This window comes from Saccharopolyspora kobensis, from assembly GCF_900108315.1.
Taxonomy (GTDB): Bacteria; Actinomycetota; Actinomycetes; order Mycobacteriales; family Pseudonocardiaceae; genus Saccharopolyspora; species Saccharopolyspora kobensis.
In genome coordinates, this window is the sequence record NZ_FNVB01000009.1 from 400,138 (window position 1) to 419,461 (window position 19,324).

Consider the following 19,324-nt stretch of genomic DNA (forward strand, 5'->3'; position numbering starts at 1 on the left):
GTGCGAATACGCACCGACGACGAGATCTACCGGGTCGACGCGGTCTGGCTCGGCCCACCGCGGGCGACCTTCCCGTGGCGGGCGCGCTACGTCGCCTGGGGCGTGGGCATCGTGGTGTTCCTGATCGTGCTCGGAGTGGAACGCCGGATGAACATCGGCTTCGGCTTCTTCTCCACCGCCTGGGCGGTGGTCATCACGGTCGTGCTCACCCGGATCATCTGCGCGAAGATCGGCCACGAGCGGCCGCTCGGCGCGGTGATGACGATGTGGCTGCGCGAGCTCACCGCTCCCCGGGCGAAGAGCTCCGGCACCGGTGGCGCGGCCAGCGCGGCCCGGATCAGGGTGCAGGCCCAGCGGCCCCGCCCGAAGCCGAAGTCCGCCGGCCGGCGGAAGGCGCCGAAGCAGCAGGCCCAGCGCGGCCGACCCCAGCGGCAGCAGCAGCCGCAGCGGCCCGTCCGGTCCGGCAAACCGGCGGCCCGCAGCACGGTTTCCAGCAGGCGAGCGCGTAGCAAGGAGGTTCGCGGTGTTCGGTCGCCGGCGAGGCCGTGAGCGCAACACGCAACAGGTCCCGGGTCCCCGCGGTTCGAACGGCAAGGTTCGCAGTCCCAAGGGAAATCCCGGCAAACGCGGCCGCACGCCGGGTGACGAGCAGTCGATCCCGACCTACACGCCGTCCATCGCGGCGCGGTCCATCGACGGTCACCTGCTGCGCACCGGCCAGGACGTGTTCGCCTGGTACCGGCTCTCCCCGCAGCGCTGGTCGTTCCGCTCGGACTCCCAGCGCCAGGACCTGATCGCCGCGATCGCCGGCCAGTACGCCGAGCTGCAGGGCCGCTGGATGCACCTGCGGGTGACCAACCGGCCCTACCCGATCCGGATGTGGGCCGAGGCGCACGTGCACAACGCGCGCAACCCCGTCCCGGACACCCCCGGCGCGCTGTCCTTCGACGACTACATGGTCGGCGAGCAGCAGCAGCTGATGGGCCGGTCGATGGCGGAGAAGGAGGTCTACCTGGGCGTCCAGGTGCAGACCCGCAACGTCGTGGACCGCGCCGTGGAGCGCGCCGCGCCGCTGCTGCGCAAGGTGTTCCCGGAAGCCGTGGACGCCGAGCTCATCGCGCTGGACAGCGAGATCGAGCACCTCGACCAGGTCATCGGCTCGGCCGGGCTCGATGGTCGCCCGGTGACCGCCGAGGAGATCTCCTGGCTGATGCACCGCTCGTGCTCGCTGGGCCTGCCCGCGCCGCGCAACCTGCCCGCGGTGCCCGGCGCCCCGTGGGAGCCCGAGGACCTCGCGTCGTTCACCGACGCCTCCGACATGCACCAGGACCCGTACGCGCCGACGGTCACCGTCCGCGGCCGCACCGGGTCCAACGCGGGCATCGTCCGGCACCTCGCGGTGCTCACCGTCGGGCAGACCCACGGCCTGCAGATCCCCGAGATCGACGACCCGTGGATGCAGCACTCCGACCGGATGCCCGCGCCGGTGGAGTGGTCCGCGCGGATCTACGTGCGCCGCCCGGAGGACGTCGGCGGCGAGCTGCAGCGCCAGATGAACAAGGTGCGCTCGCAGGTCCGGCACTACACCGAGGAGCACGGCCTGGAGCCGCCGACCTCGCTGGCCCGGCAGGCCAACCGGGTGCTGGAGGTCGACGACGAGATGACCTCCGGGTTCACCGCGCTGGCCACCCGGGTCAAGTCCTGGTGGCGGCTGGCGGTGTCCGGCCCCACCGAGCGCGACGCGCTGCGCCTGGCCCAGCAGATCCTCGACCTGTACAAGCCGAAGATCGCCATCGAGCACCCCGAAGCGCAGTACGCGCTGGCCCGCGAGTTCATCCCGGGCGAGCCGCTGGCCAACAGCGCCTACCTGCGCCGCGGTTCGGTGGTGTGGGCGGCGTCGGCGGTCCCGCAGGCCACTGCGGAGGTCGGCGACCGGCGCGGCATCCTGCTCGGCGAGACCTGCACCGCGACCCGGCGCCCGGTCGCCTGGGACCCGTGGATGGCCCAGGAGGTCCGCGACGCCTCCGGTCTGACGGCCATCGTCGCCGGTCTCGGTGGCGGCAAGTCGTTCCTCGGCGGCGGCACCGTCTACAAGACGCTGCGATCCGGGGCGCACTGGACGCTGCTGGACCCCTCGGGGCCGCTGGCCGCGCTGTGCGAGCTGCCGGAACTGCGGCCCTACGCGCGGCCGATCAACCTGCTCAACGCCCAGCCCGGCATCCTCAACCCGTACCGGGTGGTCGCCGAGCCCGAGCTGGAGCACTTCGTCGACGAGGACGACCCGGAGCGCAGCTGGCGGCGCGAGCGCGCGCTGGCCGCCGCCACCCGCCGCCGCCTGGTGCTCGACGTGCTGACCGGACTGCTGCCCTACGAGGTGGCCCGGCTGCCGCAGACCCGGATCGTGCTGCTGCGCGCGGTCCGCGCGGTCGGCGGTCGCCCCGACGCCCACCCGGGCATGGTCTTCGAGGCGCTGCGCCGCGACGCCAGCGAGCACCACGAGCACGCCGTGGTGGTCGCCGACTTCCTGGACGAGATCCGGGAGCGGATGTCGCTGCTGATCCCGGAGATCAACGCCGACCCGTACTCCGAGCGCCGCGAGGACCGGCTCACCGTGCTGACCATGGCGGGCCTGGCGCTGCCCAAGGACGGCGTCGGGCGCGAGCACTGGACCGACGCCGAAGCCCTCGGCGTGGAGATGCTCAACCTGGCCGCCTGGCTGACCCAGCGGTCCATCTACGAGCGCCCCAAGAACGAGCGCAAGGGCGTCTGGATCGACGAGGCGTTCTTCCTCTCCGAGGTGCCGACCGGCCGCGTGCTGATGAACCGGTTCGCCCGCGACTCCCGGAAGTGGAACGTCCGCGTCCTGCTGTCCAGCCAGATCCCGGCCGACTTCCTGCGCATCCAGGGCTTCGTGTCGCTGCTGGACTCGGTGTTCATCGGCCGCCTGGACGACGAGCACGCGCAGGCCGACGCGCTGCGGCTGCTCAAGGTGCCGGTCGGCGCAGGCTACGAGCAGGTGGTGGCCGCTCTCGGCCGCCGGCCCGGCCCGGCGCGCAACAGCACCGAGCGGGACCGCTCGCCGCGGCAGTTCATCTTCGGCGACGGCGCCGGCGGCGTGGAGAAGATCCGCATCGACTTCTCCGGACCGCACCTGGAGCACCTGCGCAACGCGCTGGACACCACACCGGCCGCGGACGAGGACGTGGAACCGCGCGCGCTGCAGCCCGCGGACGGGGCCAACTCCGACTCCGCCGCGCCCGCGCTCCGGTCGCCCGCGGACTACCAGGAAGATCTCGACGAGACCTTCGACGAATTCGAGCTCGAAACCGTCGGCATCGGCTATGGCGATGACGGCAGCGACCGCTCGACCCCCGTGGGCGAGCGGGGTGGGGAAGACGCCCGGTGATCGCGTTGCTGGCGGTCGCGCTGGCCGCGGTGATCGTGGTGGTGCTGCGGCGCCGCCGCAAGGGACGTGACGGGGCGAAGCGCAGTGCGTTCGCGCTGGTGGCCGGGCTGCTCGCGCTCCAGGCGCTGATCGGCGCCCCGGCCTTCGGCCAGCCGTTCAACTGCAAGGAGGCGCCGAACCCCGAACGCCCCGGCTCCGGCATGGTCGGCGCCCTGGACCCTGCGCCGATCGGGGTTGGTGTGCCGGGGAGTGCCTACCACGAGGTCGGCTACGCGGGGCTGGTCTGGCACACCTACGACCTGGGCTGCGGCCCGCAGGGTGTGACCAACCCGAACGCCACGGTCGACACCTGGGTCGGCAACGAGCTGTTCAACGTTGCCAAGGTCCTGGTCGGTGCCACGAACGGTCTGCATTACGCGCTGCTCGACGGCGACTTGATGAACCCGCTGGACGAAATGATCGCCACTGGCACTGTGGCGCTCTACGACAGCGTGTTCACGCCCTGGTTCGGCCTGGTCGCACTGGTGCTGGCGATCGTGCTGTTCCGCTACATCTGGACCGGTGACCTGGCGTCCATCGGCAAGCGGGGGATGTGGGCGCTGGCCGGGCTTTGGTTCGCCTCCGCGACTTATCTGACCCCGCTGGTGTACACGCACGCCCTCGACGACGTCCTGATCACCGGGACTTCGGCGGTGCAAGCCGGGTTCCTGGAAGAAGTGGGCGTCGACGAGGCCAATGCGCTGCCGACGTTGCTGCACGACCAGGTCGTCTACCGCAATTGGCTGAGCGGCGAGTTCGGCTCTGCCGACTCGCCGCAGGCCAAGGAACTCGGTCGTGACCTGCTGCGCGCCCAGTCGTGGACGAAGCAGGAGGCCAAAGACGGTGCCGATGCCGGTTCGACGGAGCCGAAGAAGCAGGCCTTTGCAGACGTTGCGGGCAAGCTCAGCGGCTCCAGCGCCTACGGCTACTTCCAGGGCGTGGACGGCAGCCGCGTGGGCGCCGGAATGCTCGCCACCGTGCAGGCGCTTTCCTACGCGTCCTTCCAGCTGCTGGCGAAGGCCACCATCCTGCTCGCGCAGGTACTGCTCCGGGTGCTGATCCTCGCCGGCCCGCTGATCGGCCTGGTCGCACTGCTCTATCACCAGGTCCTGCGCACCATTGGCCGGGTCGCTGGCGCGGCGGTGCTCAACGTGGTGATGGTCGCGGCCATGGCCGGATTGCACACGCTGATCCTGACTTGGATCTTCGAACCAACTCGCGGATTCGCCCCGCTGGTCCAGATCCTCTTGGCTGCGCTGGTGACGGCGGTGTTCCTGATGGTGGCCAAGCCGGTCCGGCGGATCGGGCAGATGGTCCAGCTGTCGGTCGGCACCGTCGGCCGCGCGGTGCCGCGCGCACCGCAGGGCATCTTCTCCCGGTTCCGGCGCGGGCGGTCGCAGGACGACGAGACGGGCAACTTCTGGGACCGGGCGCGCGGCATGGACCCCGATGCCGAGTACGCGGAGGACTCGCGGGAGCGCTGGCGCGCCCGCCCCGAAGCGCAGCACCCGTCGACGGTCGCGGCCACCGCGCAGCGGCTGGACCGCGGCTCCGCCGCGGTGGCGGCCGGAGCCGGAGCCAGCGCCGTGCTGCCCGCTGCGGCGTCACCGCGTCGGCCGGGCGGCATGCCCGCGTTGCCGGAGGCCCGCAGCACCAGCCGGGTCGTCGACACCAACCCGGTGGCGGACGCCAAGTGGGACGGCGTCGACGAGGACCCGGTGCTGATCCCGTCGCGCACCGCCGGTTCCCCGATCACCGGACCGGAGCCCGCGACCCCGCGGCGCGCGGAGATGGAGGTCGTCGCCGGCCGTCCGGTCTACGTGGTCTACCGCCCGTCCAGAGGTCTGGAGGTGGCCGATGGCTGACAAGCTCTCGATGGGCTCGTTTTGCGTGGCGGTGCGGGCGGCTGAGCGCCGCCGGGCCGAGGACAGCCGGAAGAAGGGGGCCTGATGCCGATCCGGACGCACCGCGGGCGAGCCGCGGTGTACCGCAGGTTGTGGGGCTGGCCGCTGCGCTCGCCCAAGCACCTGGCCGCGGCGGTGGTCGCGCTCGCCGTCGTGGCGACGCTGGTCGGTTTCGTGCTCCCCGAACCGCCGCCGAGCCAGAACCTGGCCGAACCGGCCACCAGCGAACCGCCCGCGCACTCCGCGGTCGTGCCGCCGACGCCGACCAAGGCGCCGCCGACCATCTCGGTGCCCGCGGACCCGCCCGCGCAGACCCCTCCGGACCCCGCCGGGGTCGCGGTGGTCGAGGAGTGGGGCAAGGCGTGGGTGGACCACCCCGTCGGCGCGGACCGCCAGCAGTGGCTGGCGAAGTTGCGGCCTTACACCACCGACGAGTTCATCACCGAGATGGCCTCGGTGGATCCCGCGAACGCGGGCAACGTGATCACCGGCGTGGCGACCGCGGTCAGCTCGACCGGGGGAGCGATGCAAGTGCGCCTCCCCACCGACATCGGCGTGCTCCAGGTGACCGTGACCAAGACCAGGTTCGGTTGGCGAGTGGCCCAGTACGACAAGGAAGGCTGACATGCGGAAGCTCGTGGTTGCGTTCGTCGTGCTCGCGGGTTTCGCAGGTCTGATCGGCGTGGGCGCGGTGACGATGCTGCTGTCCGGCGGCGGTGGCCGCGCCGGCTGGTCCAGCTGCAGCTCCAGCCTCGGGCCGTGGGGCGACGGTGCCGAGCGCGGGCAGCGCGACGCCGCGAAGCTGTCGGGCGAGTCGCTCGGCATCGTGCAGCGCATCATCGAGATCGGCCAGCAGCGCGGCCTGCCGCCGCGCGCCTGGCAGATCGCGATCCAGGCGGGCAAGACCGAGTCCAACCTGGCCAACCTCTACCACGGCGACCGGGACTCGCTGGGCATCTTCCAGATGCGGCCGTCCATGGGCTGGGGAACCGTGCAGCAGGTCACCGACGTGGACTACCAGATCAACAAGTTCTACGACGTGCTCCTGGAGGTCCCCGGCTGGGAGGAGATGCGCCCCGGCACCGCCGCCCAGAAGGTGGAGCGCTCGGCGTTCCCGCTGCGCTACCACCAGTGGGAGCCGATGGCCGCGCACCTGGTGAGCGCGGAGGGCGACATCAGCGGCATCACCGCTTGCGACGACCTGCCGAGCGCGAGCGTGCTGGGCTCGCAGGCCCTCCAGTACGCGCACGCGCAGCTGGGCAAGCCGTACGTGTGGGGCGCGGCGGGACCGGACACCTTCGACTGCTCGGGCCTGACGCAGCAGGCGTGGAAGGCCGCCGGCGTGGAGATCCCGAAGTACTCGCAGACGCAGTACTTCCAGGGCGGCGTGCACATCCCGCTGAACCAGGCGCAGCCCGGTGACCTGGTGTTCTGGGGCAGCGGCCGGGACCCGAAGGGCATCCACCACGTGGCGCTGTACCTGGGCGACGAGAAGGTGCTGCACGCCCCGCAGCCCGGCGAGTCCGTCGAGATCGAGACGTTGTGGGACGGCGGCGAGCTGCTGCCGATGGTGGTCCGGCCGGCCGCCGACACGCCACCGCAGGTGGCTGCCGTTCCTGCCGCGGGTGGCGAAGGTTAGGTAAGAATGGCGGGGGCCTGCTGACGTTGAGAACGCGCGGTTCGGCCGGGTCCCGCAGCGGAACCGAGGGCCCGGCGAAGTGGGTGGAGCGCTCACCCGCGTCCGCGCGAGTTCTCGGAAAGGGTGCACGATGTTCACGCCAGACCCGATTCCGCGGCCGTCCGGTCCGCCCGCGTCGAGCACGCCGCTCGGCGACTACCTCTCGCACCGGCGGCTGCCGGGCGTGGAGCCCGGTTACGCGGTGCTGCCGCGTTCGCTGGCCGAGGCCATGCCGCTGCCGTGGCAGCAGCAGATGAGCAACCTGCTCGCCGAGTTCCACCAGGCGTTCGGACACCTGCAGTGGCCGGTCTACCGGGTGGTGCCGTCCCGCTACGAGCGCTTGGTGGACCTCGACGACGACCAGCTGGCCGAGGTCGGCTGCACGGTTGAGGTCGGTGACGACGGCGAGCTGGAGTACCGGATGCGCGACGGGCGTCGGGTCGACAACCCGGAGTCCCAGCAGGTGCTGGTGTCCTGCCTGGACCCGATCCCGCGGCAGACCCCGGGCGGGCAGCAGCCGACCCCGGCCGCCCCGCCACCGCCCGCCTGGTGAACCGCTGAGGCTCCGCTGCGCACGATGACCGGGGGCTGCCGCCATTCGGACATCCCGGTCCAGTCGGTGCGCGGAGCGTGACAGCCGCGCGCAGTCGTGCGAGGCTCGGTGCATGCCCCGCGGAAGGTGGTACTTCTGTCTGAAGCACCGGCAGGTCGAGCCGAAGGCCGGCTGCCGAGCCGCTGAGCGCTTGGGGCCGTACCCGGACCAGGAGACCGCGGCCCGCGCGCTGGAGATAGCCGCGGAGCGCACCAAGGCGGCCGACGAGGCCGACGTGCGCTGGGAAGAAGACGAGGACTGAGCCTCGTGGCGGCGGCGGTGGGTCCACCGAGTGGCACCGGAGTCGCCGCTGCCGCGCAGGACTTCTCGGCGATCCGCACCGAACTGGGGCTGCCCGCCGACTACCCGCCCGCCGCGCTGGCCGAGGTCGAGCGCACCGTGGCGCAGCCGGTGCCCACCGGCTCCCGCGTGGACGCCACCGACCTGCCGCTGGTCACCGTCGATCCGCCCGGGGCCAAGGACCTCGACCAGGCGGTGCTGGTGCGGCGCCGCCGCCGCGGTTACCGGATCCACTACGCGATCGCCGACGTGGCGGCGTTCGTGCTCCCCGGTGGTGCGCTGGACGCGGAGTCCCGCCGCCGCGGCCAGACCCTCTACCTGCCCGACGGCAACGTCCCGCTGCACCCGGCGCGGTTGTCCGAGGACGCCGCGAGCCTGTTACCGGGGCAGGTGCGCGCGGCCGTGCTGTGGACCATCGACCTGGACCCGGACGGGCTGCCGGTGCGCGTGGACGTCCGCCGCGCGCTGGTGCGCTCGGTGGCGCAGCTCGACTACGACGGCGTGCAGCGGTCGCTGGAGCTGGGCATCCCGCACCCGTCGATCGCGCTGCTGCCCGACGTCGGCCGGTTGCGCCGGGAGCAGGCGATGCGGCGCGGCGCGATCGAGCTCGGGCTGCCCGAGCAGCAGGTGGAATCCGACGGGGCGGGCGGCTGGCGGCTGGTGCTGCGGCCGCGGTTGGTGGTCGAGGCGTGGAACGCGGAGATCTCGTTGCTGACCGGGATGTGCGCTGCGGAGATGATGCTGTCCGCCGGGATCGGGGTGCTGCGCACGGTGCCCGATCCGGAGCCGGAGACGGTCGCCGGACTGCGCCGCTCGGCGACCCGGCTCGGCGTGGCGTGGCCGGTCGACCTCCCGCCCGCGGTGGCGCTGGCCGAGATGGACCCGATCCGGCCCGAATCGCTCGCCGTGCACGTGGCGGCGACGCGGCTGCTGCGCGGAGCCGGCTACACCGCCTTCGGCGACGGCGCGCCCGCGAAGGCCAACCACGCCGGCATCGGTGCGTCGTACGCGCACGTCACGGCACCGCTGCGGCGCTTGGTCGACCGCTACAGCGCTGAGGTGTGCCTGGCGGTGGCCGAGGACCGGCCGGTGCCCGGATGGGTGCTGGAGGCGTTGGCGCAGCTGCCCTCGGCGATGGGCAGCTCCGACCGGATGGCGGGCCAGGTGGAGCGGGCCTGCATCGCCCAGGCGCAGGCGTGGTCGCTGGTGTCGCGCGTGGGTGAGGAGTTCCCGGCCACCGTGCTGCGCGCCTCGAACGGAGTGGCGGGCGAGGTGTTCGTGGCGGCGCCTCCGGTCATCGCGCGCTGCACCGGTGACGGGCTCGGCGAGGGCCAGCAGGTCCGGGTGCGGCTGGTGGTGGCCGACCCCGAGCGCCGCGAGGTCGCGTTCGAAGTGGCCTGACGCACACCCCGTGGCGGATTCCCGCGCGCCGGTCGATCGTTGACGGTGAGGAGTCGACGACGACGAAAGGGGCCAGTGGTGGCTGAGGTGCGGGAGATGACCATCGGGGTCCTGGGCGGAACCGGTGCGCAGGGCCGCGGGCTGGCGATCAGGTGGGCCCGGGCGGGGCTGAAGGTCGTCATCGGCTCCCGCAGCGCCGACCGAGCCGAGCAGGCGGCGAAGGAGATCGTCGAGATCGCCGGCGGTGACGTCACCGGCCAGGACAACGCGGGCTGCGCGGCGTCCGCCGACATCGTGCTGGCGGCGGTGCCCTGGGAGGGCCACGCGGAGCTGCTGGAGTCCCTGCGGTCGCAGCTGGCGGGCAAGATCGTGGTCGACTGCGTGAACCCGCTGGGCTTCGACAAGAAGGGCCCGTTCGCCCTGCCGGTGCCGGAGGGCAGCGCGGCCCAGCAGGCCGAGCAGCTGCTGCCGGAGTCGCGGGTGACCGCCGCATTCCACCACGTCTCGGCGGTGGCGCTGGCGGACCTGAGCGTCGACCACGTCGACCTGGACGTCCTCGTGCTCGGCGACGACCGCGAAGCCACCGACGTGGTCCGCGCCCTGGCGGGCGTGATCCCCGGCGTGCGCGGCGTCTACGGCGGCCGCCTGCGCAACGCCCACCAGGTGGAGGCGCTGACGGCGAACCTCATCGCGATCAACCGCCGCTACAAGGCCCACGCAGGCCTGCGCATCACCGACATCTGAGCCGCCCCGGCCACCCGAATCCCTCGCCCCCGGTAGCCACCTCACTCGCGGGGGCGTCGATCCCGCACGAAATTGACGCCTCTCCGGGTGACGGGCGTTGTTGTCGGGGGATCGGGGTGGCGGGACCCTGGGCGGCGGAGGTGGTGGCGGTGCTGCCGGATGAAGCGAGTTCCTGGACCGACGACGAGCGGGAACGGGCCGACGCCCTGCTGGACGGCCACGCCGTCGTGGTCAACGTCCGCAAGAGCGGCCCGCACAAGCACCTGGTGCCGTGGCTGGAGGAGTCCGGCCTGCTGACCTACGTCGGGCACGCCGGGCCGCGGCACTCCTGGCCGGAGTCGGAGTTCGCCAGCCCGTTCCTGAAGGAGGCCAAGGTCGACCGCGAGGCGATGGTCCACCACTACGAGCAGTGGCTCGACGAGCAGCCGAACCTGCTGGCCAAGCTCCGCGACGGCGAGCTCTCCGGCCGGGCCCTGGGCTGCTGGTGCGCCCCGAAGCCCTGCCACGCCGACGTCCTCGCCAAGCGCGCGGGCTGAGCGACGCGTCGATCTCGCGCGAAAACGACGTCCACCCGGGTGGTCACATCTCGGCGCGTCGGCCGCCGTCCACCGTCCAGGCCGCTCCGGTGACGTAGGAGGCCTTGGGCGAGAGCAGGAAGACCGCGACGGCGGCGAGCTCGGCCGGGTCGCCGGAGCGGCGCAGCGCCGCGGCCTGCACGGCGGCTTCGTGCGCCTTCGGGTCGCCAGCCGCGATCGTGCGGGCGCGTTCGGTGTCGAAGCGCCCGGGCAGCAGGGCGTTGACCCGGACGCCGCGCGGGCCGACCTCGGTGGCCAGGTCCTTGACGAAGCCCTGGGTGGCCGGTCGCGCGACGTTGGAGCTGGCCAGGCCGGTCAGCGGTTCCGCTCCCGAGGTCGAGGTCAGGACGACGACGGAGCCGCCGTCGCCGAGTTCGGCGGCGACCTCGCGGGCCATCCGGATCGGCGCGATGGTGGCGATCTCCAGACCGCGCCGCAGCGTGTCGTCGTCCAAGCCGCTCGGCATCCCGGCGGGCGGGCCGCCGTGGCTGACGAACAACCCGTCCAGCCGCCCGAACTGCTCCCGCGCGTGGTCGATCAGCCGCCGCGGCGAGGTGGGGTCGGTGAGGTCCGCGGCGAGCCCACGAGCCCGGTCGCCGAGCTCGGCGACGGCAGCGGCGGTGTTCTCCGCCGAGGAGGACGAGACGACGACGTGCGAGCCTTCGTCGACCAGCGCCCGAGCGGTGGCGAAGCCGAGGCCCTTGCTGGCGCCGGTGACGATGAAGCACCGCCCGGAGAGATCCAGATCCATGCCCGGAACCCTAAGCACCCCGAACACCCGCGGGGAACCCCGATGGAACCCGGCCGCGAAGGCCGTCCACGGCCCGCCGACCGGCGTCTGCCTCGCGACCTTCCGCAATTTCAATTGAAATCAGACGTCTGATTTCAATTGAAATTGCCTTCCGTCACCCGGACGCCTCGGGTCCAGGGTGTGGGATGGCGGGGTTTCGGCTGAACTCCGGGGCGTCGCGGGCCTAGGGTGGCGGCATGGCCGAGGCGCAGTTCGGGGCGGAGACGTCGCAGCGCGGCGAGTGGGTGCGGCAGGCGAACCGGTTCACCGACCGGATCACCGCGGACGGTTCTTCCGGGTGGCCGGTGGAACCGGACCGGTACCGGCTGGTGGTGAGCCTGGCCTGCCCGTGGGCGCACCGGTCGGTGATCGTGCGCCGGTTGCTGGGGCTGGAGGACGTGCTGTCGCTGGGCGTCGTGGACCCGATCCGCGACGAGCGCGGCTGGCGGTTCTCCCTGGACCCGGACGGCCGCGACCCGGTGACCGGGATCGCCTACCTGTCGGAGGCGTACCTGGCCGCCGATCCCGGCTTCACCGGCCGGTACACGGTCCCGGCGATCGTGGACGTCGCCGAGCGCAAGGTCGTCACCAACGACTACCCGCAGATCACCCTGGACCTGTCCGGGGAGTGGGCCGATCACCACCGCGAAGGCGCCCCGCAGCTCTACCCGGAACCCCTGCGCGCGGAGATCGACGAGGTCAACGCGCTGGTGTACCGCGACGTCAACAACGGCGTGTACCGCTGCGGTTTCGCCACCTCGCAGCAGGCCTACGAGGAGGCCTTCGAGCGCCTCTTCGCCCGCCTGGACTGGCTCTCCGAGCGGTTGGCCGGGCAGCGCTACCTGGTCGGCGACGCGATCACCGAGGCCGACGTGCGGCTGTTCACCACGCTGGTCCGCTTCGACGCCGTCTACCACGGGCACTTCAAGTGCAACCGGCAGAAGCTGACCGAGCTGCCGGTGCTGTGGGCCTACGCCCGCGACCTGTTCCAGACCCCCGGTTTCGGCGACACGGTGGACTTCGACCACATCAAGCGGCACTACTACGCCACCCATAACCAGATCAACCCGACGGGGATCGTGCCGCTCGGCCCGGACCCGTCCGGCTGGCACACCCCGCACGGCCGGGAATCCCTGGGCGGCAGGCCTTTCGGCGACGGCACCCCGCCTGCCTAGCCCGTCCTGGCGGCGAGGTCGATCCGAGGATCGTCGCGGAGATCCGCAGGCTTTGGCTTCGACGCCTCCGATCTGATGCCCGCGGTGATGCGCAGCGCTGCTGGACGCGGCTCCGAGCGGCTGGACGAGATCCTGGAGCAGCTCGAAGCCTGGCAACCGTGGGCGAGGCGGGGAGCCGGGGTCGACCAGGCTCCCCGCGCGAGGCGTCAGAGCGCGGGACGGAGGTGCGCGTGAGCCCAGGCCGCGAGCGTGGTCGGCGTGGTGGTGATGAGGCTGCGCTCGTCCTCGGGGACGAAGTTCTCGCGCTGCCCGACCGACATGCCGACGATGCCCTCGACCTGCCCGCTGCTCAAACCGGCTGCGCGCAGCGAAGCGCGGAAGTCGTCGTCGGAGATGCGTTCGGCGCGCACCTCGCGCCCGATCGCGCGGCTCAGGACCTCGGCCACCTGCGAGAAGGTCAGGTCCTCGGGACCGTGCACGGCCTGCACACCGGCCCCCGACCAGCTGTCCGCGAGCAGCCTCGCCGCCGCGACTTCGCCGATGTCGCGGGGATCGAGCCACGGCATCGAGAAGTCGAGCGGCCACGGCGTGCGGAGCACGCCTCTGCGCAGGTCATCGAGCTCCATGAACAGGTTGGTGAAGAAGTAGCCGCAGCGCAGGTGCAGCACGGCGGCCCCGGTTTCGTTCAGCAGCTCCTCCGTCCTGGCCAGCCCGTCGATCTCACCGACTCCGCGGCGCTTCTCCGCGCCGACGCTGCTGAGGAACACGGTGCGGGCGATGCCGTTCTCCCGAACCGCCCGCGCCGCGTTCGCGCCCATGCGGGCGTAACCGGCGGCCGGGTCGTCGTCCGGGGTGGGCGGGTCCACCCAGAAGAGGCAGTCGGCGCCCTGCGTCGCGCGAACGACGGCGTCCGCATCTCCCTGGTCGCACGGCACGACGTCGACCCGGTCGCGCGTTGCCGCGTCGAGCTTGTCCGGTGCGCGCATCAGCAACGTCGGGCGCACGCCCGCTTGCAGGAGCAGCTGCACGACCCGGGAGCCCACGTGTCCGGTGGGCGTGGTGACGATGATCTTCTTGCGGGGTCCCATGCCAGGGACGCTACGGCCGATCGCGGTCGGATCCTGACCTCAATCGGCGCCGCGGGGGGCTTCCGGTCGGGAAGCCCCCGCGACCGCGTCAGTGGAAGGAGTGCTCCGCTGCCGGGAAGGTGTGGCCGCGGACGTCCTCGGCGAAGCGGGTGGCCGCGTCGGCGAGGATGCCGCCCAGGTCGGCGTAGCGCTTGACGAAGCGCGCCGTGCGGCCGGTGTTCATGCCCGACATGTCGGTCCACACCAGCACCTGCGCGTCGCAGTCCGGGCCGGCGCCGATGCCGACCGTCGGGATGCGCAGCTCAGCGGTGACGTGCTTGGCGGCCTCCGCCGTCACCATCTCCAGCACCACGGCGAACGCACCGGCCTCCTGCACCGCCAGCGCGTCGGCCAGCAGCTCCTCGGCCGCGTCGCCGCGACCCTGCACCCGGTACCCGCCGAGACCGTGCTCGCTCTGCGGGGTGAAGCCGATGTGCGCCATCACCGGGATTCCGGCCGAGACCAGCGCCTCGATCTGCGGGGCGTAGCGGCGCCCGCCCTCCAGCTTGACCGCGTGCGCGCGGCCTTCCTTCATGAACCGCGTCGCGGTGGTCAGCGCCTGCTCCGGCGAGGCCTGGTAGGAGCCGAACGGCAGGTCGGCGACCACCAGCGCGCGCTCGGCGGAGCGGGTCACGGCGCGGACCAGCGGCAGCAGTTCGTCCACGGTCACCGGCAGCGAGGACTCGTAGCCGTAGACGTTGTTGGCGGCCGAGTCGCCGACCAGCAGCACCGGGATCCCGGCCTGGTCGAAGATCCGCGCGGTGTACATGTCGTACGAGGTGAGCATCGGCCAGGCCTCGCCGCGCTCCTTGAGCTGCTGCAGGTGGTGGATGCGGACCCGCCGCTTGGCGGGGGTCGAGCCGTACGGTGCAGCCGTTTCGCCCTGGTTCTGGGCAGCAGTCATCGTTGACCGTCCTATTCCCTCGAGGCCTGCTCGGCAGGTCCCCGGGTCGTCGTGGATGGTTGCACCTGAAAGCGTCGCACGCTCCGGCGGTTGCGCCGATACCTCGCGGAGCAACGTCACACCGGGAGGCTTTCGCCCCTGGCCCGCCGCCCGGTGCGGGCGGAGCATCCGGGGGCGGGAGGAATCTGCGATGCGCAACCAGGACACCCACCGCAAGCTGCACGAGCTGTTCAACGAGCGCCGGCTGGACGAGATCGACCACTACGTCGGAACCGAGTTCGCCTACATCGACCACCCGCGGCGCGGGACCATGCACACGCTGGCCCAGTTCGAGGAGTGGCTGGGGGAGTGGATCGCCGGGTTCTCGGACGCGCGGGCGATCGGCGCGTCCTACGTCGACGGCCCCGGTTTCTCGGTCGCCTACTTCCACGGTCGCGGGACGAACGACGGCAGGCTCGGCGGGCGCGCGCCGACCGGCCGCCAGATGGACATGGCGTTCTGCGAGACGTTGCGCTACGACGAGCACGGCCGGGTCATCGGCGGCGAGATCTACTACGACCAGCTGACCCTGCTCAACCAGCTGGGCCTGGTCGAGCAGGCCGCGGCCCGGCGCGCCTGAGCGTCCGGCATCAGCCGATCCAGGGCTCGGCGATCCGGTCGTAGGTGCCGTCGTGCATCGCGAGGTTGAGCCACTGGTCGACGTACTGCTGGAACACCACGTCGCCCGCCGGCAGCAGGTAGGCCTTCTCGCTGAAGGTGAACGGCTGCTCCGGGTGCACCGAGCACAGCTCCGGGTGCTGCTTGGCCTGCCAGCGCGTCTCGGCGGCGTCGGTCATCATCAGGTCGGCCTTGCCGTCGATGATCTGCTGGAAGATCGTGTTGTTGTCCGGGTGGTCGACGATGGTGGCCCGCTTCAGGTTCGCCCTGGCGAACTTCTCGTTGGTGCCACCGGGGTTGACCACGGCCCGCACGCCGGGCTGGTCGATCTGCTCCAGCGTCTGGAACCGCGCGGCGTTCTCGCAGCGGGTGATCGGCGTCTTGCCGTCCACCGCGTAGGCGGTGCTGAAGAACGCCTCCCGCGCGCGGTCCAGCGTGATCGACACTCCGCCGACGGCGATGTCGCACTTGGCGGTGAAGTCCTCGACCAGCGTCTTCCAGGTGGTGGGCACGATGGTGGCCCGCACCCCGAGCTGCTCGGCCAGGTGACGCGCCATGTCGATGTCGATGCCGCTCCACGCGTCGTCGGGGTTCTGGTGGCTGCCGGTCTCGTCGCGGTAGGTGAACGGCCGGTAGTCCCCGGTGCTGCACACCCGCAGCTCACCGCGCTGCACGACCTCGTCCAACCGGTTCGCGGCGGCCTCCGGCGCCGGAGCGCACGACGCGCTCACCGCGACGACACCGGCCACGACCAACCCGATCCCGAACCGCTTCCACCGCATGCCGCCCACCTTTCGATCTTCGCCGCACATGCATAACCGCTCGCACCGGCAAAAGCCAGTGCTGATCACCCCGCGGAACCGCGCCCCGGCTCGCGCGTCCCAATGACATGGATGCACGGGTGAGGATCAGGTCGGGAGCTTTCTGGGCGGGAGTCGCGGCGGCGGGGGCCCTTCCGGTGGCGCTGCTGCTGGCCTGGGTCGACCTGCGGTTGATCGCCGACCTGTGGGACGAGTGCGAGCTGGACGATGCCAGCGGCGGCATCACGTTCAACTTCGTGGTCTTCCCGATGGTGGTCGGCATCAACTTCCTCCTGGTGCCGGTGGGCGCCCTGCTGTTCGCGAACGGCCGCCGCCTCGCGATGCGCCTGATCGGCAGGGGATGGGCCCCGGACTCGGCGCTCGGACTGGTGATCCCGGTCGGCGTCGTCGTGATGCTGGCCGCGAGCGCGCTCGCATCGGTGCTGGCCATCTCCGCCGCGAACGCCCAGATCCCGGCGGACTACCCGACGTCGTGCGCGGAACTCGGCAACGGCAACGCATGAGCGCCGCCACCGATGAGTTCCGCCCCGCCCGGTGGTCTACCCGTGCACGACGAGGAGGTCTGCCATGGATGAGACGTTCACCGCGGAACTGCGGAAGAGCCCGAACCCGGGCGGCTGGACCTACGTGGTCTGGCCGAGATCGGTGGAGTACTTCGGCACGCGCGGCCTGGTGAAGGTCCGCGGCACGATCGACGGCGAGCCGTTCCAGAGCTCCTTCATGGCGCTGGGCGACGGCACGCACAAGCTCCCGGTGAAGGCCGGGATCCGGGACAAGATCGGCAAGCAGCCCGGCGACGAGGTCGTGATCCGCCTCCTGGAGCGCCTCTGACCTGCGGGTTCGACGGTGTGAAAAACGGTGAAAAGAAAGCTGCAACCAAAAGCGGATCACAACGTCTAAAAGGGCGGGAGTGCGTGGACGCGGGAGGGAGGGTTCTGGGGGTACCTCCCTCCCGCGAGCCGAACCGCTCCACCCGGCCTGATGAGATCCTGGCCAGGTGACGGCTTTCTACCACGTGTGCTTCGTCGTGCCCGACCTCGAACGCGCGATGCGCGACTTCGAGAACGCGGCCGGTGTCGAGTGGCACGAACCGCAGACCGGCGAACTCGGCGACTGGCGCTACCGCATCGTCTTCACCAAGGGCGGGGCCCCGTTCGTCGAACTCATCGAAGGCCCACCGGGCAGCCCGTGGGACGCCACGGCGGGAGCCCGCTTCGACCACCTCGGCTACTGGACCACCGACCTCCGAGCAGGCGCCCAACGCCTCGAAGAGCACGGCATTCCCGAGGACTTCTCCGGCTGCCCCCACGGCAGGGCGTTCGCCTACCACCGGATGGACTCCATCGGAGCCCGGATCGAGCTGGTCGAAGCCTCCCGCCAACCGGCCTTCCTCGAAACCTGGCACCCCACGGGCAACCCGATGCCGACCATCGACGAAAGCCAGTGACGAGGGCACCTTCGACGTCTTTGGGGTGCTGGCGATCTCGCGCGAAATCGCCAGCACCCGCGGGGGCAACATCGTTTTCGCGCGGAATCCGGGGTCAGGAGCCGTCGCCGGTCGCCTCCGGGGCGAAGTAGTGGCCTCTCTCGATCTCCTCGAACAGGCCTGGCTGGATGGGGACCCAGCCGATGACCTCTCGGGTGTGGGCGCTGGAGACCGGGGTGTCGGACTTGAGGAACATCCCGAGGAACCCGAAGTGCTCGTCGACCCGGCTCATCGGCACCGGGCGCACCGGGAGATCGAGGTGGCGACCGATGGCTTGGGCGATCTGGCGCAGCGGGATGCCTTCCTCGGCCACCGCGTGCAGGTATCCGGTCGCCCCGGCCTCGATCGCCAAGCGGAAGAGCCGGGCGGTGTCCCGGACGTGCACCGCCGACCAGCGTGCCGACCCGTCGCCGGGGTAGCCCGAGAAGCCCTTCTCGCGGGCGATCTGAATGAGGGTCGGGAGAAACCCGTTGTCGCCCTCGCCGTGGTTGATCGGGGCCAGCCGCAGCACAGAGGAACGCAGACCCCGCTCGGTGAGGGAGAGTGCAGCGTCGTCCGAGGGCTGTCGCGCGGCGATCAGAGCGTCCGCCGCGGGACGATCTCGCTCGGTGGCGGGGACGCCGTTTCGCGCGAGTCCGGCAGTGCCGGTGGCGGTCGCGATGGCGCCGCCGGTGGGAAGTGCCTCGCCCAGGGTCTGGATCGTGGCCACGTCGGAGGCGACGGCGTCGCCCATCCGCCCGGCGTGGGCGAGGTCGACGGGGAAAGCGAGGTGGATCACGACGTCGGACGCTGCAGCCGCGTCGCGCAGCACCTCGGGATCGTCGACGGTGCCGCGGATCGGCGTGGCACCCGCAGCCGTGACGGCGGCCGCCGAAGCCTCCGAGCGGGCGAGGCCGGTGACCTGGTGCCCAGCGGCGACCAGTTCGGGGACGACGGCGGAGCCGACCCAGCCCGACGCACCGGTGACGAAGACGCGCATGGGAACCCCTTTCAGCGGATTGATGTCAGAGACTGACATGGCCGTGCGCTTCATGTCAACGACTGTCATCACTAGACTGCGGGAATGGGCCGTTGGCAGCCGGATGCTGAGGGGCGCTTGCAGCGCGCCGCGCTGGAGCTGATCGCCGACCGGGGCTACGACCGGATCACCGTTACCGAGATCGCCGCGTCCGCGGGACTGACCGAGCGCACCTTCTTCCGGTACTTCGCCGACAAGCGCGAAGTGCTCTTCGCCGGTCAGGATCAGTTCATCGCCCTGGTCGTCGACGCCCTGGTCGCAGCGCCACCGGATCTGGCGCCGCTCGAGGCCATCGTCACCGCGTTCGGGGCGACCACCGCGTGGTTCGACGAGCGGCGTGCCCTGGCCCGAAGCCGGCAGGGCGCGATCGACGCTCACCCCGACTTGCAGGAACGCGAACTGGCCAAGATCGCGAAGTTGAGCGCGGCGATGGCGCAGGCGCTGCGCGACCGAGGAGCATCCGAGCCCCAGGCCGCTCTCGCCGCTGCGGCCGGAGTAGCCGCATTTCGGTTCGGCTTCGCCCAGTGGCTCGCCGACGCGGACGAGCACGATCTCGAATCGCACGTCCTGTCGGCCGTCGAAGACCTCCGCAAGGTCACCGCCGTCTAAGCACCTGGTCTCCAGATCGGATCCTGAGACCGTGCGCGCAGACCCTCTGCGCTCGCGCTTCCCGTGCTCGTCGAGCATGGCCAGAAGGCGCTGTTCAC

21 protein-coding genes are annotated in these 19,324 nt (G+C 71.6%); 16 read left to right on the forward strand and 5 right to left on the reverse strand.

The genetic code is table 11. The annotated features are described in order from the left end of the window. The 10 genes from C4T78_RS29100 to C4T78_RS29145 all read left to right on the forward strand — a co-directional run bounded on the left by C4T78_RS29100 (nt 1) and on the right by C4T78_RS29145 (nt 10,600). Nucleotides 1–549, forward strand: coding sequence for a hypothetical protein (locus C4T78_RS29100; protein ID WP_093351996.1), 549 nt, complete (start codon nt 1–3; stop codon nt 547–549). Next, the gene (locus C4T78_RS29105) at nt 524–3,406 is read left to right on the forward strand and encodes an ATP-binding protein (RefSeq protein WP_093351999.1); all 2,883 of its coding nucleotides are present in this window, start codon (nt 524–526) and stop codon (nt 3,404–3,406) included. Before C4T78_RS29100 ends, C4T78_RS29105 begins: the two co-directional genes overlap by 26 nt. Beyond that, a complete protein-coding gene (locus C4T78_RS29110) occupies nt 3,403–5,310 on the forward strand; it encodes a hypothetical protein (RefSeq protein WP_235863501.1) in 1,908 nt (635 codons plus the stop codon). The genes C4T78_RS29105 and C4T78_RS29110 overlap by 4 nt, the downstream gene beginning before the upstream one ends. A gap of 84 nt (nt 5,311–5,394) precedes the next feature. Beyond that, nucleotides 5,395–5,973 carry a hypothetical protein gene (locus C4T78_RS29115; protein ID WP_093352001.1) on the forward strand — a complete coding sequence of 193 codons (579 nt, stop codon included), beginning with the start codon at nt 5,395–5,397 and terminating at the stop codon, nt 5,971–5,973. A 1-nt stretch (nt 5,974) separates the two neighbouring features. Further along, entirely contained in the window at nt 5,975–6,988 is a 1,014-nt protein-coding gene (locus tag C4T78_RS29120) for a C40 family peptidase (protein ID WP_093352003.1), read from the forward strand. Nucleotides 6,989–7,118: 130 nt separating this feature from the next. After that, the gene (locus C4T78_RS29125) at nt 7,119–7,580 is read left to right on the forward strand and encodes a hypothetical protein (protein ID WP_093151690.1); all 462 of its coding nucleotides are present in this window, start codon (nt 7,119–7,121) and stop codon (nt 7,578–7,580) included. Between the two features lie 112 nt (nt 7,581–7,692). Beyond that, a complete protein-coding gene (locus C4T78_RS29130; protein ID WP_093352006.1) occupies nt 7,693–7,881 on the forward strand; it encodes a hypothetical protein in 189 nt (62 codons plus the stop codon). 5 nt (nt 7,882–7,886) lie between these two features. Then, complete coding sequence (locus tag C4T78_RS29135) at nt 7,887–9,320, forward strand: RNB domain-containing ribonuclease (RefSeq protein WP_093352008.1); 1,434 nt, start codon at nt 7,887–7,889, stop codon at nt 9,318–9,320. A gap of 78 nt (nt 9,321–9,398) precedes the next feature. Continuing rightward, complete coding sequence (gene npdG / locus C4T78_RS29140) at nt 9,399–10,064, forward strand: NADPH-dependent F420 reductase (RefSeq protein ID WP_177247574.1); 666 nt, start codon at nt 9,399–9,401, stop codon at nt 10,062–10,064. 116 nt (nt 10,065–10,180) lie between these two features. Beyond that, nucleotides 10,181–10,600, forward strand: a complete 420-nt coding sequence (locus C4T78_RS29145) for a DUF4326 domain-containing protein (protein WP_235863502.1) — start codon at nt 10,181–10,183, stop codon at nt 10,598–10,600. Between the two features lie 43 nt (nt 10,601–10,643). Here C4T78_RS29145 and C4T78_RS29150 read toward each other — a convergent pair whose 3' ends face one another. Continuing rightward, nucleotides 10,644–11,390 (reverse strand): SDR family NAD(P)-dependent oxidoreductase, encoded by a 747-nt coding sequence (locus C4T78_RS29150; protein ID WP_093352011.1) that lies wholly within the window; start codon nt 11,388–11,390, stop codon nt 10,644–10,646. Between the two features lie 236 nt (nt 11,391–11,626). Here C4T78_RS29150 and C4T78_RS29155 point away from each other — a divergent pair, with 236 nt between their 5' ends. Beyond that, nucleotides 11,627–12,604 (forward strand): glutathione S-transferase family protein, encoded by a 978-nt coding sequence (locus tag C4T78_RS29155; protein ID WP_093352013.1) that lies wholly within the window; start codon nt 11,627–11,629, stop codon nt 12,602–12,604. Nucleotides 12,605–12,810: 206 nt separating this feature from the next. On the opposite strand, the gene C4T78_RS29160 is transcribed toward C4T78_RS29155, so the two are convergent. Continuing rightward, the gene (locus tag C4T78_RS29160) at nt 12,811–13,692 is read right to left on the reverse strand and encodes an NmrA family NAD(P)-binding protein (protein ID WP_093352016.1); all 882 of its coding nucleotides are present in this window, start codon (nt 13,690–13,692) and stop codon (nt 12,811–12,813) included. Between the two features lie 88 nt (nt 13,693–13,780). Next, nucleotides 13,781–14,635: a 3-methyl-2-oxobutanoate hydroxymethyltransferase gene (panB, locus tag C4T78_RS29165; RefSeq protein ID WP_093352019.1), complete on the reverse strand. Its 855-nt coding sequence runs from the start codon at nt 14,633–14,635 to the stop codon at nt 13,781–13,783. A 190-nt stretch (nt 14,636–14,825) separates the two neighbouring features. Here panB and C4T78_RS36595 point away from each other — a divergent pair, with 190 nt between their 5' ends. Then, a complete protein-coding gene (locus C4T78_RS36595) occupies nt 14,826–15,254 on the forward strand; it encodes an ester cyclase (protein ID WP_177247575.1) in 429 nt (142 codons plus the stop codon). Nucleotides 15,255–15,264: 10 nt separating this feature from the next. Here the strand turns inward: C4T78_RS36595 and C4T78_RS29175 are convergent, their stop codons facing one another. Further along, on the reverse strand, nt 15,265–16,074 hold the full coding sequence (locus C4T78_RS29175) for a transporter substrate-binding domain-containing protein (RefSeq protein WP_219915381.1): 810 nt from the start codon (nt 16,072–16,074) through the stop codon (nt 15,265–15,267). A gap of 119 nt (nt 16,075–16,193) precedes the next feature. On the opposite strand from C4T78_RS29175, the gene C4T78_RS29180 reads away from it, so the two are divergent. The 3 genes from C4T78_RS29180 (at nt 16,194) to C4T78_RS29190 (ending at nt 17,560) form a co-directional block, all read left to right on the forward strand. Beyond that, nucleotides 16,194–16,616, forward strand: coding sequence for a hypothetical protein (locus C4T78_RS29180; protein WP_143185838.1), 423 nt, complete (start codon nt 16,194–16,196; stop codon nt 16,614–16,616). Between the two features lie 64 nt (nt 16,617–16,680). Then, complete coding sequence (locus tag C4T78_RS29185) at nt 16,681–16,944, forward strand: DUF1905 domain-containing protein (RefSeq protein WP_093352028.1); 264 nt, start codon at nt 16,681–16,683, stop codon at nt 16,942–16,944. 166 nt (nt 16,945–17,110) lie between these two features. Then, on the forward strand, nt 17,111–17,560 hold the full coding sequence (locus tag C4T78_RS29190; protein WP_093352030.1) for a VOC family protein: 450 nt from the start codon (nt 17,111–17,113) through the stop codon (nt 17,558–17,560). Nucleotides 17,561–17,654: 94 nt separating this feature from the next. Here the strand turns inward: C4T78_RS29190 and C4T78_RS29195 are convergent, their stop codons facing one another. After that, nucleotides 17,655–18,632 carry an SDR family oxidoreductase gene (locus tag C4T78_RS29195; protein ID WP_258958373.1) on the reverse strand — a complete coding sequence of 326 codons (978 nt, stop codon included), beginning with the start codon at nt 18,630–18,632 and terminating at the stop codon, nt 17,655–17,657. Nucleotides 18,633–18,662: 30 nt separating this feature from the next. On the opposite strand from C4T78_RS29195, the gene C4T78_RS29200 reads away from it, so the two are divergent. Continuing rightward, complete coding sequence (locus tag C4T78_RS29200) at nt 18,663–19,226, forward strand: TetR/AcrR family transcriptional regulator (RefSeq protein WP_093352035.1); 564 nt, start codon at nt 18,663–18,665, stop codon at nt 19,224–19,226. The last annotated feature ends 98 nt before the right edge of the window (nt 19,227–19,324 follow it).

Coding starts and splice junctions, on each gene's coding strand:
- C4T78_RS29200 (WP_093352035.1), top strand. CDS start 18,663: ATGGGCCGTTGGCAGCCGGATGCTGAGGGGCGCTTGCAGCGCGCCGCG.
- C4T78_RS29185 (WP_093352028.1), top strand. CDS start 16,681: ATGGATGAGACGTTCACCGCGGAACTGCGGAAGAGCCCGAACCCGGGC.
- C4T78_RS29175 (WP_219915381.1), bottom strand. CDS start 16,074: ATGCGGTGGAAGCGGTTCGGGATCGGGTTGGTCGTGGCCGGTGTCGTC.
- C4T78_RS29160 (WP_093352016.1), bottom strand. CDS start 13,692: ATGGGACCCCGCAAGAAGATCATCGTCACCACGCCCACCGGACACGTG.
- C4T78_RS29120 (WP_093352003.1), top strand. CDS start 5,975: ATGCGGAAGCTCGTGGTTGCGTTCGTCGTGCTCGCGGGTTTCGCAGGT.
- C4T78_RS29155 (WP_093352013.1), top strand. CDS start 11,627: ATGGCCGAGGCGCAGTTCGGGGCGGAGACGTCGCAGCGCGGCGAGTGG.
- C4T78_RS29195 (WP_258958373.1), bottom strand. CDS start 18,632: ATGAAGCGCACGGCCATGTCAGTCTCTGACATCAATCCGCTGAAAGGG.
- C4T78_RS29130 (WP_093352006.1), top strand. CDS start 7,693: ATGCCCCGCGGAAGGTGGTACTTCTGTCTGAAGCACCGGCAGGTCGAG.
- C4T78_RS36595 (WP_177247575.1), top strand. CDS start 14,826: ATGCGCAACCAGGACACCCACCGCAAGCTGCACGAGCTGTTCAACGAG.
- C4T78_RS29115 (WP_093352001.1), top strand. CDS start 5,395: ATGCCGATCCGGACGCACCGCGGGCGAGCCGCGGTGTACCGCAGGTTG.
- C4T78_RS29125 (WP_093151690.1), top strand. CDS start 7,119: ATGTTCACGCCAGACCCGATTCCGCGGCCGTCCGGTCCGCCCGCGTCG.
- C4T78_RS29150 (WP_093352011.1), bottom strand. CDS start 11,390: ATGGATCTGGATCTCTCCGGGCGGTGCTTCATCGTCACCGGCGCCAGC.
- panB (WP_093352019.1), bottom strand. CDS start 14,635: ATGACTGCTGCCCAGAACCAGGGCGAAACGGCTGCACCGTACGGCTCG.